11 protein-coding genes are annotated in these 14,391 nt (G+C 61.3%); 2 read left to right on the top strand and 9 right to left on the bottom strand.

Going from position 1 to position 14,391, the window contains the following annotated elements:
- Window positions 1-43: 43 nt before the first annotated feature.
- The gene (gene creD, locus ABV589_RS12305; RefSeq protein ID WP_367085992.1) at window positions 44-1,414 is read left to right on the top strand and encodes a cell envelope integrity protein CreD; all 1,371 of its coding nucleotides are present in this window, start codon (window positions 44-46) and stop codon (window positions 1,412-1,414) included.
- A 199-nt stretch (window positions 1,415-1,613) separates the two neighbouring features.
- Here the strand turns inward: creD and ABV589_RS12300 are convergent, their stop codons facing one another.
- The 8 genes from ABV589_RS12300 to ABV589_RS12265 form a co-directional block, all read right to left on the bottom strand.
- Window positions 1,614-2,243, bottom strand: a complete 630-nt coding sequence (locus ABV589_RS12300; protein WP_367085990.1) for a glutathione S-transferase — start codon at window positions 2,241-2,243, stop codon at window positions 1,614-1,616.
- A gap of 206 nt (window positions 2,244-2,449) precedes the next feature.
- The gene (locus ABV589_RS12295; RefSeq protein WP_041069939.1) at window positions 2,450-2,629 is read right to left on the bottom strand and encodes a hypothetical protein; all 180 of its coding nucleotides are present in this window, start codon (window positions 2,627-2,629) and stop codon (window positions 2,450-2,452) included.
- Window positions 2,626-3,750 carry a PepSY domain-containing protein gene (locus tag ABV589_RS12290; protein WP_367085988.1) on the bottom strand — a complete coding sequence of 375 codons (1,125 nt, stop codon included), beginning with the start codon at window positions 3,748-3,750 and terminating at the stop codon, window positions 2,626-2,628. The genes ABV589_RS12295 and ABV589_RS12290 overlap by 4 nt, the downstream gene beginning before the upstream one ends.
- A gap of 74 nt (window positions 3,751-3,824) precedes the next feature.
- Window positions 3,825-6,251 carry a TonB-dependent siderophore receptor gene (locus tag ABV589_RS12285; protein ID WP_367085986.1) on the bottom strand — a complete coding sequence of 809 codons (2,427 nt, stop codon included), beginning with the start codon at window positions 6,249-6,251 and terminating at the stop codon, window positions 3,825-3,827.
- 248 nt (window positions 6,252-6,499) lie between these two features.
- Window positions 6,500-7,471 (bottom strand): FecR family protein, encoded by a 972-nt coding sequence (locus ABV589_RS12280; RefSeq protein WP_367085985.1) that lies wholly within the window; start codon window positions 7,469-7,471, stop codon window positions 6,500-6,502.
- A complete protein-coding gene (locus ABV589_RS12275) occupies window positions 7,468-7,986 on the bottom strand; it encodes an RNA polymerase sigma factor (RefSeq protein WP_367086193.1) in 519 nt (172 codons plus the stop codon). The genes ABV589_RS12280 and ABV589_RS12275 overlap by 4 nt, the downstream gene beginning before the upstream one ends.
- 213 nt (window positions 7,987-8,199) lie before the next feature.
- Window positions 8,200-8,907: a 3'-5' exonuclease gene (locus ABV589_RS12270; RefSeq protein ID WP_367085984.1), complete on the bottom strand. Its 708-nt coding sequence runs from the start codon at window positions 8,905-8,907 to the stop codon at window positions 8,200-8,202.
- Window positions 8,904-10,838: a putative nucleotidyltransferase substrate binding domain-containing protein gene (locus ABV589_RS12265; RefSeq protein WP_367085983.1), complete on the bottom strand. Its 1,935-nt coding sequence runs from the start codon at window positions 10,836-10,838 to the stop codon at window positions 8,904-8,906. The genes ABV589_RS12270 and ABV589_RS12265 overlap by 4 nt, the downstream gene beginning before the upstream one ends.
- A gap of 258 nt (window positions 10,839-11,096) precedes the next feature.
- Here ABV589_RS12265 and ABV589_RS12260 point away from each other — a divergent pair, with 258 nt between their 5' ends.
- Entirely contained in the window at window positions 11,097-11,543 is a 447-nt protein-coding gene (locus ABV589_RS12260) for a response regulator (protein ID WP_007966541.1), read from the top strand.
- A 242-nt stretch (window positions 11,544-11,785) separates the two neighbouring features.
- On the opposite strand, the gene ABV589_RS12255 is transcribed toward ABV589_RS12260, so the two are convergent.
- A complete protein-coding gene (locus ABV589_RS12255) occupies window positions 11,786-13,963 on the bottom strand; it encodes a malate synthase G (protein WP_367085982.1) in 2,178 nt (725 codons plus the stop codon).
- Between the last annotated feature and the right edge of the window lie 428 nt (window positions 13,964-14,391).

The following is a 14,391-nucleotide window of genomic DNA, read 5'->3' as shown; positions in this document are numbered from 1 at the left end:
AAGCACTCCCAGACTGGCCACATTCCAACCAGGGAGCGTCGTTATGAATCGAAATCTGACTATCAAACTCGGGGCTGTCGCCCTGTTGATCCTGCTGTTGCTGATCCCGTTGTTGATGATCGACGGCATCATCGATGACCGCCAGCAACGGCGCGACGGAGTACTCGAAGACATCGCCCGCAGTTCCAGCTACAGCCAGCAACTGAGCGGGCCGGTGATGGTGGTGCCGTACCGCAAGGTGGTGCGTACCTGGAAGACCAACGAGAAAACCAGTCAGCGCTATGAAGAGCTCGGCGAAGAGCGCGGTCGGCTGTACTTTCTGCCGGAACGTTTCGAACTCGATGGCCAGGTGCAGACCGAGCTGCGCAAGCGCGGTATCTACGAGGCGCGGCTGTTCCATGCCGACAATCGCATCAATGGGCATTTCTCGTTGCCGGCGCAGTTGGGGATCAAGGAAGACTTCGCCGATTACCAGTTCGATGCGCCGTTTCTGGCGGTGGGCATCAGTGACATTCGCGGTATCGAAAACGCCCTGAAACTGGAACTCGACGGCCAGCGCCTGGACTTCGTACCCGGTACTCAGGTGGGCTGGCTGGGCGAAGGCGTGCGGGTCACGCTGCCGGCGCTGGATACCCGCAAAACCACGGAACTGACCTTCGGTTTCGACCTGCGTCTGCAGGGCACCGGTTCGCTGCAGGTGTTGCCGGTGGGCAAAACCAGCCACGTCAGCCTCGCGGCAAACTGGCCGCACCCAAGCTTCATCGGCAATTTCCTGCCGGGCAAACGCGAGATCAGTGATCAGGGTTTCAGCGCCGATTGGCAGACCACGTTCTTCTCCACCAACCTGCAAGAAGCCATGAGTCGTTGCGTGACGGGCAATGAATGCGAGGGGTTCAGCGGGCGCAGTTTTGGCGTGAGTTTCATCGATCCGGTGGACCAGTACCTGAAGAGTGATCGGGCGATCAAATATGCGCTGTTGTTCATCGTCCTGACCTTCGCCGGTTTCTTCCTGTTCGAAGTGCTCAAGAGTCTGGCGGTGCATCCGGTGCAATACGCATTGGTCGGGGTGGCGCTGGCGTTCTTTTACCTGTTGCTGCTGTCGTTGTCGGAGCACATCGGCTTTGCCCTGGCGTATCTGCTGTCGGCCAGTGGCTGTGTGTTGTTGATCGGGTTTTATGTGTGTCACGTGCTGCACAGCGTGCGCCACGGCCTGAGTTTCTCTGCGGGATTGGCGGCGTTGTATGGCCTGCTGTACGGACTGCTGAGCGCCGAGGATTACGCGCTGCTGATGGGTTCGCTGCTGTTGTTCGGCTTGCTTGGGGTGTTCATGGTGCTGACGCGCAAACTCGACTGGTACGGGATCGGGCAGAAACCGGCCAGGCCGCTGGAGTTTGATGTGGGGGCGATGCAATGAGCGGGTTGCGCGAGGACCAGCGCTGGAAGGAAGAATTGGTGACGCGGATTGTCGGGTTTCTGCCTGTGGATGCGAGTTGGTGCCATCGCTGGCAAGCCAGCTCCCACAGGAGTTGTGCTGAAACAGAGAACTCTGTCATACGCAAATCCATTGTGGGAGCTGGCTTGCCAGCGAAGGGGCCGGATCAGACGCCGCAGCCTTAAGGCTTGGGCAGGGTGGCGACCATGGACGCTCGCTGGCTCACCTCGAAATACCAGCTGGCCAGTTGCGGGTTGGCGCTGCGCCAGTCCAGATCCGGGTGGCGCAGATCGATGTAACCCAACGCACAAGCGACGCTGATTGCGGCCACGTCGAAATGGCTGGTCAGCTCGGCGATGGCGTCACTTTCCAGATAGGCCAGGGCGCGACGGATTTTCTCGCGCTGGGCGTTGAGCCATTCGTCCCAATGCTTTTCCGGGGCGCGCAATACCAGTTCGTAACGCACCATCACCGAGGCGTCCATGATCCCGTCAGCCAGCGAGGCCAGGGTCAGACGGCGCCAGCGGGCCGCGCCTTCGCGGGGGATCAGCGGATTGCCGACGTGCTGCTGGTCGAGGTATTCGAGGATCACGCGGCTGTCATGGATGACGCTGCCGTCGGCCAGACGCAGGGCCGGGATTTTGCCCAGCGGGTTGTCGGCATTGAGCGCAGCGTCCGGGCTGACCGGGCTGAGCACGCAGTCTTGCAGGGCGACGCGATTCTGCTGGCCGGTCTCGTGCAACAGCACCATCACTTTGCGCACGAACGGGGAGAGCGTGTTGTGAAACAGGGTCATGCTGGGGGCGGACATTGGCAAACCTCGGTGGTCATCAAGAACAGCAGGTTAGCCTAGCTACAACCACTGTGGCTGGCGAGGAATTGATGGTGTTCGTGAGATCGCCATCGCTGGCAAGCCAGCTCCCACAGTTTTTGCAGCGAACACAAATTTCAGATTCAGCATAAACCCCTGTGGGAGCTGGCTTGCCAGCGATGAGGCCATCACCGACAACACAAAAACTACCTGCGCTGCAATAAACCTCTAATGGCCAGATAAGCCGGAACACCCAGCCCGACCCAGCTCAACGCATCCCAGATTCCATCCCCCAACAACGCCGCGAACAACCCCGCCGCACTCAGCAGCGCAATCACCAGCGGCGTGCTGAAGACCTTCCAGAAATTGCTCTGACGCGGCTTCATGCAGCAGCCTCCGCCGTCACCGGTTTCGCCGCTTTACGCCGCACCACCCAGAGGTACACGCCGCTGCCGAGGACAATGATGGTCAGCACATCAAGGGTCGCCCAGAGGATTTTCATCGGCATGCCGCCGTAGTCGCCGAAGTGCAGCGGCTGGGACATGCCCATGGCGTCCATGTACCACGGGCGCTCGGCCACAGCGGTGACCTGCAGAGTGCTGGCGTCGATCAGCACCGGCGTCAGCAGGTGCGAGGTCAGGTGGGTGCCGCCCTTCATGAACACCGCGTAGTGATGCTCGCTGGAAAAGCGCGTGCCGGGGAAGGCGATGAAGTCCGGGTTCATCCCCGGCGCCACGTCCCGGGCGATGTCGAGCAGGCGGGTGGCGGGGGCCAGTCGGGTCAGTGGCGGGGCATCGCGGTACGGCGCGACCATGGCGGTCAGCGAGTCATTGCGCCACGCGGCGATGAGCAGGTCGGCGCAGGCGCTGATCACTCCGGTGACGCCCACCACCAGCGCCCAGGTCAGGGTGACGACGCCGATCAGGTTGTGCAGGTCGAGCCAACGCAAGCGGGTGGACTTGTCCTGACGCACGGTGCCGAACGGCAAGCGACGCATGAACGGCAGGTACAGCACGGTGCCCGAGATGATCGCGACCACGAACAGTAAACCCATGAACGCCAGCAGCAGTTTGCCCGGCAACCCGGCAAACATGTCGACGTGCAGGCGCAGGATGAACAGCATCAGCCCGCCATTTGCCGACGGGGTTTCCAGCGCTTCACCGGTGCGCGCATCGAGCATGAAGGTGTGCGACGAGTTCGGTTCGGTGCCGGCGGTCTTCGCCATGATCGTCAACACGGCATTGGGTTCGTCGTCCTCGAAACCGAAGTACTGCACCACTTCGCCGGGACGATGTTGTTCGGCGGCCTCGACCAGTTGCGCCAGGTTCAGGCGCGGCGTGTCGGCCGGCATCTCGCGCACTTGCGGGGCATCGCCGAGCAGGTGCTCGATCTCGTGATGGAAGATCAGCGGCAGGCCGGTCAATGCCAGCAACAGCAAAAACACGGTGCAGATCAGGCTGGTCCAGGTGTGGATGAACGACCAGCGGCGAATTGTTTTACTTTTCATTTCATGACCTTCATAAACACCGAAGCCGTCCATGAAGGACGGCTTGGTGACAGGACCTGTTTCAGCTCACGCGGTTACCACTTGTAGGTGGCGCTGGCGACGACGCTGCGCTGGTCGCCGTAGTAGCAGTAGAAGCCGTCGCAGGTGGAGATGTAGTCCTTGTCGAACAGGTTGGTGGCGTTGACCGCGACCGATGCACCTTTGAGGCTGTTGTCCAGGCGCCCGAGGTCGTAATGCACGGAGGCGTCGAACACCGTGTAAGCATTGGCCTTGCCCAGCCAGGTGTTGCCCTGATCGCCATAGGTGTTGCCGGTGTAACGCACGCCACCGCCGATACCGAAGCCGTGGAGCACGCCGCTGTGCCAGGTGTAATCGGTCCACAGCGAGGCTTGCTGGTTTGGCATCAGTTGCAGGCGGTTGCCTTTGTAGTCGCCTTTCTGCACTTCGGACTTGGCCAGGGTGTAGGCGGCAATCACTTTCAGGTTATCGGTGACGTCCGAGGTCGCCTCCAGTTCCAGGCCTTTGACTTTCACTTCGCCGGTCTGGCTGGTGATCGGGGTGTTGCCGACGGTGGTGGTGACCGCGACGTTTTTCTGCGTCAGGTCATACACGGCGGCGGTCAGCAGGGTCTTGCTGCCCGGTGGCTGGTACTTGACGCCCATTTCCCATTGCTTGCCTTCGGTCGGTTTCAGCGAACCGGTGGAGGAGGCGTCGGCGCCGGTGGTTGGCTGGAAGGATTCGGCGTAGGAAATGTACGGGACGAAGCCCGAGTCGAACACGTAGCTGAGCGCTGCGTTACCGCTGAAGTTCTTGTCGCGCTGGGTGTTGGTCGCGTCGGCCTTGTTGAAGAATTTGGTGCCGGTGTGGACCCAGTCTTCACGACCGCCCAGCGTCAGGCGCCATTGGTCGAGGGCCATCTGATCCTGTACATAGAGGCCGGTCTGGTAGGTCTTCTGGTCGTAGTCGTAATACGCCGTCGAGCGATCCGGACGAACGATCGGCTGGCCGTAGATCGGGTTCAGCACGTTGGTTTTCAGGCCGTCACCGTAGATCGACAGGTAGTTGGTGTTGCTGCGCTGGTGATCCAGCCCCAACAGCACGGTGTGGCGAATGTCACCGGTGGCGAAGTCGGCCTGGAAGTTGTTGTCCACTGCGAACTGGCTGATGTCTTCGTCAACGCTGGTGCTGGTGCGCCCGACGTTACCTTGATCGTCCACCATGGTGTACGGGTAAGAGCCGACGGTCAGGGCCTGGAACGACAGGTCCGACTTGGTGTAACGCAGGTTCTGCTTGAACTGCCAGACATCGTTCAGCCGGTGTTCGAAGGCATAACCCAGCGCGTAGTAAGTGCGGTCGTAGTATTCCCAATCCGGGTCGCCGAGGTTTTTGTGGTGCGAGACGCTACCGAACGGCATGTCGATCTTGGTGCCCTGCACCGGCAGAAACTGGCTGGTAATGCCGGTATCGTCGCGGGTGAACTGGCTCAGCAGGGTGAATCTGGTGTCGTCGTCGATGTTCCAGGTCAGGCTCGGCGCGATGTTGTAGCGCTTGTTATCGATGTGGTCGATCTGCGTGCCGCTGTCGCGCACCACACCGCTGATGCCGTAGAGAAACTGGCCGGCGTCGTCGATCTTGCCGGTGCTGGCGAAGTTGATCTGGCGGTGGTTGTCGCTGCCGTACTGCAACTGGATTTCGCTGCTGGCGTCGCTGCTCGGGCGCCGGCTGACCATGTCCAGCAGGCCGCCCGGCGGGGTCTGGCCGTAGACGGAAGAGGCCGGACCGCGCAGCAGGGCGAGACGGTCGAGGTTCCAGGTTTCCTGTTTCGGGTTGGCGTACACGCCTTTGGGCAGCGGCAGGCCGTCGAGGAACTGGGTCGGCTCGAAACCGCGCACGCGCAGCCAGTCGGCGCGGGTGTCGCTGCCGTAGCTGCTGGCGGTGATGCCCGGCATGTAGCGCACGGCGTCATCAAGGCTGTGCACGCTGCGGTCGTCCATTTGCTGGCGGGTCGCGACCGAGATCGAGCGCGGCGCTTCGACCAGCGCAGTGTCGGTCTTGGTGCCGGCGGCAGTGCGGGTGGCGGTGTAGCCTTCGACCGGGCCCCAGGCACTTTCGTAGTTTTCCACGCCGATCACTGCAGTTTCCGGCAGCGCCAGTGTCCCTTCCGGCACCGCAACCAAGGTGTAGGTGCCGGTGTTGCTTTGTTCCAGTTGCAGACCGGTGCCACGCAGGGCGGCACGCAGTGCGCCGGCGGCATCGTACTGACCGTTGACCGGCGCCGAGGTCTTGCCCGCGGCCAGCGAGGGATTGAGCGACAGCGCGAGGCCGCCCTGGCTGGCGATCTGGTTCAGCGTGGTCGACAACGGCGCCGCCGGCAGGTTGTAGGCGCGTACGCTGGAGGCCTGCTCAGCGGCGAGCAACGGGTGGCTGATCAGCGGGGTGCTGAGGGCGATGGCGACAGCCAGCAGACTGGGGCGCAACAAGGTGTCTAGCGAACGGGACATGCGAAGGCTCCTGAATGGAAATATTTCTCAATTGCCTGTGTGCCGGACGAGAATTGAAAAGTGATAGGGCTGGATGAAAATAATTTCGATTAACTGAAAAGTGACCGAGACCCTGTGGCGAGGGAGCTTGCTCCCGCTGGAGCGCGAAGCGGTCCCTGCTGTCTTTCAGATAAATCGCATTGACTGGTTTGACGACTGCTGTGCAGCCGAGCGGGAGCAAGCTCCCTCGCCACAGAGGTCGGTCGCCCTCAAGGCTTGGTATCAGCCTTCGCCACCGTGACCCAATACGGCGTGTGCTGCTCGATCTGTACCGGCAGGGTCGGCAGCAGAGCACTCAGGGCCTTGTCGGTGTCGTGCAGCGGGAAGCTGCCGGTGATGCGCAGGTCGGCGACCTCCGGGGCGACGCCCAGATAGCCACGGCGGTAGCGCCCGAGTTCGTGCACCAGATCGCCGAGCCGCGCGTTGTCCACCACCAGCATGCCGCGGGTCCAGGCATCGGCGCCGGGGGTGAGTGCGGCGACCGCGTCGAGGCCGTCGTTGCGAATCAGCACTTGCTGGCCTTCGCGCAGGATCTGCTCGTCAGGATGACTTTGCGGATGCGCCGCCACCGCCGATTGCAGGACGCTCAGACGCGTGCCCTGGTCTTCACGCTTGACCAGAAACCGCGTGCCCAGCGCGCGCATGCTGCCTTCGCGGGTCTCGACGATGAACGGCCGCGCATCGCCGTGACCGGTCTCAACCATGATTTCGCCTTCCTGCAACACGATCAGGCGCTGGCTGGCATCGAAGCGCACATCCACCGCGCTGTGGGTGTTGAGGTTGAGCACGGTGCCATCGGCCAGCCGCACCGTGCGCTGCTCACCGGTGGCGGTGCGTTGATCGGCCAGCCAGTAATCCAGCGGCAGGTAGCGATCACCGGCAAACAGCGCCAGACCGACCACTGCCACCACGCTGGCCAGTCCGCTGCCGAGCTTGCGCACTCTGCGGCGAATGCCTTCGCGTGATTGCAGCAACGCAGCGCGGGCCGGGCCGTTGGCGACACTGAAGCGCTGATCGAGCATGCCCAACTGACGCCAGGCGCGGGCATGTTCTTCATTGGCTGCGTGCCATTTGGCGAACTCTTCGCGCTCCAGCGCACTGCTGGAATCCAGCGACAATTGCCAGGCAATCGCCGCGTCCAGCACCTGAGCCGAAACCGGTTTGGAGCTGGCCGGGCTCATGTCGGCTCACCGTAGAGGGCGATGTAGCACTGGCGAATGCCCTGAGCCAGGTATTGCCGCACACGCGGCACCGAGACGCCGAGCTTCGCGGCGATTTCGGCATGGCCGAGGCCGTCGAGGCGGTTATACAGGAATGCGGCGCGGGCCTTGGTCGACAGTTTGCCGAGCAAGCGGTCGATGGCCTTGAGGTCTTCGAGGATCAGTTGCTGTTCTTCCACCGAAGGTTGTTCGCCTTCGGGGACCAGCATCAACTCGGTGAGGTAGGCCTGCTCCAGCGCGGCGCGGCGGAAGTAGTCGAACAGCAGGCCCTTGGCGATCGCCACCAGAAACGCCCGCGGTTCGCGCGGCGTCAGCAATTCATCGCGACCGAGCAAACGCACGAAGGTGTCCTGACTGAGGTCTTCGGCCCGCTGCGGGCACGCCACGTTGCGCCGCAACCAGTTCAGCAGCCAACCGCGATGGTCGCGATACAACGCACCGACGAGTTCACTGTGAGGGCTTGGGACTGACGACACCAGACGCACCGATTGGGAAATGTTAACCAACGAGAATTGTTCGCGATTCTCGCAGAGGTGGGAATGGTTAGCAATTGGCCACTGGTCGGGTGAAGTCAATGTGGACTCTGTAGGAGCTGCCGAAGGCTGCGATCTTTTGATTTTGCTGTTTATAAAATCAAAAGATCGCAGCCTGCGGCAGCTCCTACAGGGGGATACGGGTCGGCTGCAAATCTAGAAGGAAGGCGCCTGCTGCCGACGTTTCCACTGACTCAAACGCTGCTGCAGGTTCAGCGGACTATGAATCTGCTGCTGCCGTGCCCGGCTGAACAGGATCAACGCCAGCTCTGCCGTGGCCAGTGCATCGGCACTCGCGTTGTGCCGCTCGAACACCTCAAGCTTGAACCAGTCGATCCATTCATCCAGCCCGGCCTCACGGATATTCGCCTGCGGGCACAACAGCGGTGCCATGTCCGCGACATCCAGAAACACGTTCTGCAGCTTGTAGCCCAAGTGTTCTTTCAATGCGCGCCCGAGCATGTGCTGATCGAAGGGCGCATGAAACGCCAGCACCGGGCTGTCGCCGATGAATTCCATCAACTCCAGCAATGCCTCGGCCGGGTCGCTACCGGCGGCAATCGCATTCGGCCCCAGGCCATGAATCAACACGCTCGGGCTGAGTTTCAGCTCTCGACATTGCAGGGTGCGCTCGAACTGCTGGCTGAAGTCGATCGCGCCGTCTTCGATCACCACCGCGCCGATCGACAGCACACGATCCTTGTTCAGGTTCAGCCCGGTGGTTTCCAGATCCAGCACCACCCAGCGCTGCTCGCGCAGGCTGCACTCTTTCACTTCGCTGATCGCCGGCAGCTCCGCCAGACGCTGTTGCAGGTCGGCCGACAGCAGAGGGCTGGCCGGGCGCAGCCACGAGAACAGGCTCATAGCTGATACCGCAAGGCCAGGCTGCTCTGCAGGCGCTGGGCCTGGCGCAGGGATTCACGCAGGATGCGCCGGTCCAGATGATTGAGGCTGTCCGGATCGACGCGATTCGACCAAGGCAGATTTTCCCGCGTCTGGATCTGGTGTTGCTGCATGCGGGTCTGCTGGATGAAGTGGTAAGCCTCTTCATACGCGGCGCCGTCGAGCCGTTCGATCACCTCTTTCTCGACCAACTGACGCAAGCGTTCGAGGGTGTTGTTGGTTTCGATGCCGTGCGCCAGTGCCAACAGACGCGCGCCGTCGACGAAGGGCGTCAGGCCCTGGACCTTGAGATCGAGGGTGGCTTTTTCGCCGTTCTTGCGCGCCAGCACAAACTCGCGAAAGCGTCCCACCGGTGGACGATTGCGCAGGGCGTTTTCGGCCAGCATGCGCTGGAATAAACGGTTGTCGCCGACCTGATCGAGAATCCCCCGGCGCAGTTGCGCGCAGCCTTTCTCGTCGCCCCAGACCACTCGCAGATCGAAATAAATGCTCGAACCGAGCAGGTTCTCCGGCGTCGCTTCGCGAATAAACGCTGCAAAGCGCCGCGCCCATTCCGCCCGCGACAGGCACAGCTCAGGGTTGCCGGCCATGATGTTGCCCTTGCACAGGCTGAAGCCGCACTGCGCCAGACTCTGGTTGATCTGCTGGGCCAGTGGCAGCAGCTTGCCGCGAATCTCCGCCGCGTGCGCCGCGTCCCGTGCTTCGAACAGAATGCCGTTGTCCTGATCGGTGTGCAGCGTCTGTTCGCGCCGGCCCTCGCTGCCGAAGCACAACCAACTGAACGGCACACCGGGGTCGCCTTTTTCGGCGAGGGTCAGTTCGATCACCCGGCACACGGTGTGATCGTTGAGCAGGGTGATGATGTGGGTGATCTGGGTCGACGATGCACCGTGGGCGAGCATGCGTTCGACCAGTTGACCGATCTCGCCGCGCAGGCTCATCAGTTGCTCGATGCGCTGGGCACTGCGGATGGTCCGGGCCAGATGCACCAGATCGACCCGTTGCAGGGAGAACAGATCGCGCTCGGAGACCACGCCGCACAAGCGCTGATCCTTTACCAGACAGACGTGGGCGATGTGCCGCTCGGTCATGGCAATCGCCGCGTCGAAGGCGCTGTGATCGGGCGACAGAAAGAACGGCGAACAGGTCATGTGGCGCTCGATGGTTTCGCTGAAATCGCCGCTGCCGTTGGCGACCACCTCGCGCAGGTCACGCAGGGTGAAAATCCCCAGCGGCGCCTTGTGTTCATCCACTGCGACGATGCTGCCGACCTGTTGTTCGTGCATCAGCTTCACCGCTGTGCGCAGAGATGTATCCGGGCTACAGGTCACCGGATGGCGCATCGCCAATTCGCCGAGGCGCGTGTTGAGTGAATACTGGGTGCCGAGGGTTTCCACGGCTTTCTGCTGGACCTGCTGATTGACCTGATCGAGCAGGCTGCTGACCCCGCGCAAAGCGAAATCGCGGAAGCTGTTGGACAGAGCGAACAGCTTGATGAACGCCGGTTTGTTCAGTTGCAGGCAAAAGGTGTCTTCGCCGGCCAGGTGTTCGGTGCGGGTCGCCCGTTCGCCAATCAGCGCGGCGAGGGGGAAACACTCGCCGGTGGTGATTTCAAACGTGGTTTCGGTGCCGGGCCTGGTGATGTGCTGACGCTCACCGATCACCCGGCCCTGTTTGACGATGTAGAAGTGTTCGACCGGCCCGTCGGCGGGCTTGATGATGCTTTCGCCCTGGCCGTAGAACCGCAGCTGACACTGCTCCACCAGATAAGCCAGGTGGGCGTGTTCCATCTGATTGAAGGGCGGGAAGCGCTGGAGGAATTGCAGGGTGCCCTGAATGTTCTGCAACACCGCGGTTTTCCCTGCCTGGGTGAAGGCGTCCGCTTTACTCATAACCATTACCGCAGTCTTTTTTGAATTGTTGTTGTCGGATCGTTGCAGCCATGGTCGACCCCTGCGTGCGGGGTGCCCATTGGACGTAAGTCTAGGTTTGAGCTGCCGTTGGGCACATTTGGGAAGTGCCCTACAAAAACAGTCGGAAATTCCCCCGCCAGCCACTTGGAAAAAATCCGACGAAGTGCACATTGAAGCTCTGCTTAGCGATGTCTGACGACTGTGCCAGGTGATTGATTTGAAAACTTAGAGAACGCCATGTCCGACCACGATATTTTGAGCGACGCCGAGCGTGAAGCGCTCAGCGCTGTAATGCTCGAACCCGACTTGCCGCCGCAGCGTGTGCTGATCGTCGATGACGACAAGGACGCCCGGGAGCTGTTGTCGGAGATACTCGCGTTGGACGGTATTCACTGCATGACCGCGGCCAGTGGCGAAACCGCACTGAAGATGCTTGCGGAAAAGCCCTCGATTGGCCTGGTGATCACTGATCTGCGCATGGGCAATGTCGGTGGCCTGGACTTGATTCGGCAGGTGCGCGAGTCGGTACGGGCAGCAATGCCGATCATCATTGTTTCCGGCGATGCCGATGTGAAGGACGCCATCGCGGCGATGCATTTGAGCGTGGTGGATTTTCTGCTCAAGCCGATTGATACTGCGAAGTTGCTGGGGCTGGTCAAACACGAATTAGGTATTGATCCGTAATCGTGTTTAACCGCTACCCTTGTGGCGAGGGAGCTTGCTCCCGCTGGGCTGCGAAGCGGCCCCAAACCCTGCATCCACATTAATCCTGACACATCGCATTCGCTAAAATTACGACGGCTGCGCCGCCGGGCGGGAGCAAGCTCCCTCGCCACAGGGATTACTGCCTGCTTGGGATTTCAGTCCAAACAAAAAAGCCCTGATCGCAAGATCAGGGCTTTTTCATGTCCGGCAGCCAGCGCAGGTTACAGGCCGTTGGCCTTCTTGAACTCGCGACGACGACGGTGCAGCACTGGCTCGGTGTAGCCGTTCGGCTGTTTGGTGCCTTCGATCACCAGTTCGACCGCCGCCTGGAAGGCGATGTTGCTGTCGAAGTCCGGTGCCAGCGGACGGTACAGCGGGTCGTTGGCGTTCTGCCGGTCAACCACCGGCGCCATGCGCTTGAGGCTTTCCATCACTTGCGCTTCGGTAACGATACCGTGGCGCAGCCAGTTGGCGATGTGCTGGCTGGAGATCCGCAGCGTTGCGCGGTCTTCCATCAGGCCGACGTCGTTGATGTCCGGCACTTTCGAACAACCCACGCCCTGGTCGATCCAGCGCACCACGTAACCGAGAATGCCCTGGGCGTTGTTGTCCAGTTCGTTCTTGATCTGCTCTGGCGTCCAGTTCGGGTTGACCGCCAGCGGGATGGTCAGAATGTCGTCCACCGAAGCGCGGGCACGCTTGGCCAGTTCGGCCTGACGGGCGAACACGTCGACCTTGTGGTAGTGCAACGCGTGCAGCGCAGCAGCGGTCGGCGACGGTACCCAGGCGGTGTTGGCGCCGGCCAGTGGGTGAGCGATTTTCTGTTCGAGCATCGCCGCCATCAGATCGGGCATCGCCCACATGCCTTTACCGATTTGCGCGCGACCTTGCAGGCCGGTACTCAGACCGATATCGACGTTCCAGTTCTCGTAGGCGCCGATCCACTTTTCGGCCTTCATGTCGGCCTTGCGCACCATCGGGCCGGCTTCCATGGAGGTGTGGATTTCGTCGCCGGTACGGTCGAGGAAACCGGTGTTGATGAACACCACGCGCTCGCTGGCCGCCTTGATGCAGGCCTTGAGGTTGACCGTGGTGCGGCGCTCCTCGTCCATGATCCCGACTTTCAGCGTGTTGCGTTTCAGGCCCAGCACGTCTTCGATGCGGCCGAACAGCTCGTTGGTGAACGCCGCTTCTTCCGGGCCGTGCATCTTCGGTTTGACGATGTAGACCGAGCCGGTGCGCGTATTGCGACGCGAGGTGTTGCCGTTGAGGTTGTGCATCGCCGCCAGGCAAGTGACCAGACCGTCGAGGATGCCTTCCGGCACTTCGTTGCCATCCTTGTCGAGGATCGCGTCGATGGTCATCAGGTGGCCGACGTTGCGCACGAACAACAGCGAACGGCCGTGCAGGGTCACTTCACCGCCGTTCGGTGCGGTGTAGGTGCGATCCGGGTTCATGGTGCGGGTAAAGGTCTGGCCGCCCTTGGCGACTTCTTCGGACAGGTCGCCCTTCATCAGGCCGAGCCAGTTGCGGTAGATCACCACTTTGTCGTCGGCATCGACGGCGGCCACGGAGTCTTCGCAGTCCATGATGGTGGTCAGGGCTGCTTCCATCAGAACGTCTTTGACGCCGGCAGCGTCGGTCTGGCCGACCGGGGTGCTGGCGTCGATCTGGATTTCGAAGTGCAGACCGTTGTGTTTCAGCAGCACGGCGATCGGCGCGTTGGCATCGCCCTGGAAGCCGATCAGCTGTGTATCGTCACGCAGGCCGGTGTTGCTGCCGCCCTTGAGGGAGACCAGCAGTTTGCCGTCAGCGATCTTGTAGCCGGTGGAGTCGACGTGGGAGCCGGCCGCCAGTGGCGCCGCTTCGTCGAGGAACGCACGGGCGAAGGCGATGACCTTGTCGCCACGCACCTTGTTGTAGCCTTTGCCTTTCTCCGCGCCACCGTCTTCGCTGATTGCGTCAGTGCCGTAGAGGGCGTCGTACAGCGAACCCCAGCGGGCGTTCGAGGCATTGAGGGCGAAGCGGGCGTTCATCACCGGGACCACAAGTTGCGGGCCGGCGGTCCGGGCGATTTCATCATCGACGTTTTGCGTCGTTGCCTGGAAATCAGCCGCTTCTGGCAGCAGATAACCGATTTCTTGCAGGAAGGCTTTGTAGGCTACAGCGTCGTGCGCCTGGCCGGCATGTTCCTGGTGCCAGGCATCAAGGCGAGCCTGGAAGTCATCGCGTTTGGCGAGTAGGGCTTTGTTCTTCGGTGCCAGGTCATGAATGACCTTGTCGGCACCTTCCCAGAATTTTTCGGCGGTGAGGCCGGTACCGGGAATGGCTTCGTTGTTCACGAAGTCGAACAGGACTTTGGCGACCTGCAGGCCACCGACTTGAACGTGTTCAGTCATTGCTTGCCTCACTCTGCTCAGCTATTTCGCTTTTCAGCTCTTCAATTTGACAATGAAGCCTCTGGCCATTTAAACCACAAACCTTCCGACCAGTACATGCCATTGCTGGCGGCTGGGCTGGGACCAATCAACGGCTTGGGGGCCTTGCTGACGGGGCTTTCAGGGTTGCGAACGTGCCTTGGGCAGACATCGATCCAGCGTTATGTAGTGCGCGCCGAGGCATACTACATGATGCGTTGCGCTTGTGAAAATCAGACTAATTACGTCGTTCTGCGACCTCATGACGCATTGCGGTCACGTCGCGGAACGGGATGTTCTCAAAAAACCATCGGATTGTTCCAGCTAAATATAAAAAGTTGTACACATAAATACTGTGCAGCTTCCATTCAGCGTCGATGAACCTGCATTTGTGGCGAGGGAGCTTGCTC

Origin of the sequence: Pseudomonas sp. HOU2, assembly GCF_040729435.1 — a bacterium.
In the GTDB taxonomy this organism is placed as follows: Bacteria; Pseudomonadota; Gammaproteobacteria; order Pseudomonadales; family Pseudomonadaceae; genus Aquipseudomonas.
This window is presented reverse-complemented; position numbering and strand designations above follow the sequence as displayed.

What these genes read in the sequence shown, in the direction of transcription:
- creD (WP_367085992.1), top strand. Translation starts at nt 44, where the DNA reads ATGAATCGAAATCTGACTATCAAACTCGGGGCTGTCGCCCTGTTGATC.
- ABV589_RS12300 (WP_367085990.1), bottom strand. Translation starts at nt 2,243, where the DNA reads ATGTCCGCCCCCAGCATGACCCTGTTTCACAACACGCTCTCCCCGTTC.
- ABV589_RS12295 (WP_041069939.1), bottom strand. Translation starts at nt 2,629, where the DNA reads ATGAAGCCGCGTCAGAGCAATTTCTGGAAGGTCTTCAGCACGCCGCTG.
- ABV589_RS12290 (WP_367085988.1), bottom strand. Translation starts at nt 3,750, where the DNA reads ATGAAAAGTAAAACAATTCGCCGCTGGTCGTTCATCCACACCTGGACC.
- ABV589_RS12285 (WP_367085986.1), bottom strand. Translation starts at nt 6,251, where the DNA reads ATGTCCCGTTCGCTAGACACCTTGTTGCGCCCCAGTCTGCTGGCTGTC.
- ABV589_RS12280 (WP_367085985.1), bottom strand. Translation starts at nt 7,471, where the DNA reads ATGAGCCCGGCCAGCTCCAAACCGGTTTCGGCTCAGGTGCTGGACGCG.
- ABV589_RS12270 (WP_367085984.1), bottom strand. Translation starts at nt 8,907, where the DNA reads ATGAGCCTGTTCTCGTGGCTGCGCCCGGCCAGCCCTCTGCTGTCGGCC.
- ABV589_RS12265 (WP_367085983.1), bottom strand. Translation starts at nt 10,838, where the DNA reads ATGAGTAAAGCGGACGCCTTCACCCAGGCAGGGAAAACCGCGGTGTTG.
- ABV589_RS12260 (WP_007966541.1), top strand. Translation starts at nt 11,097, where the DNA reads ATGTCCGACCACGATATTTTGAGCGACGCCGAGCGTGAAGCGCTCAGC.
- ABV589_RS12255 (WP_367085982.1), bottom strand. Translation starts at nt 13,963, where the DNA reads ATGACTGAACACGTTCAAGTCGGTGGCCTGCAGGTCGCCAAAGTCCTG.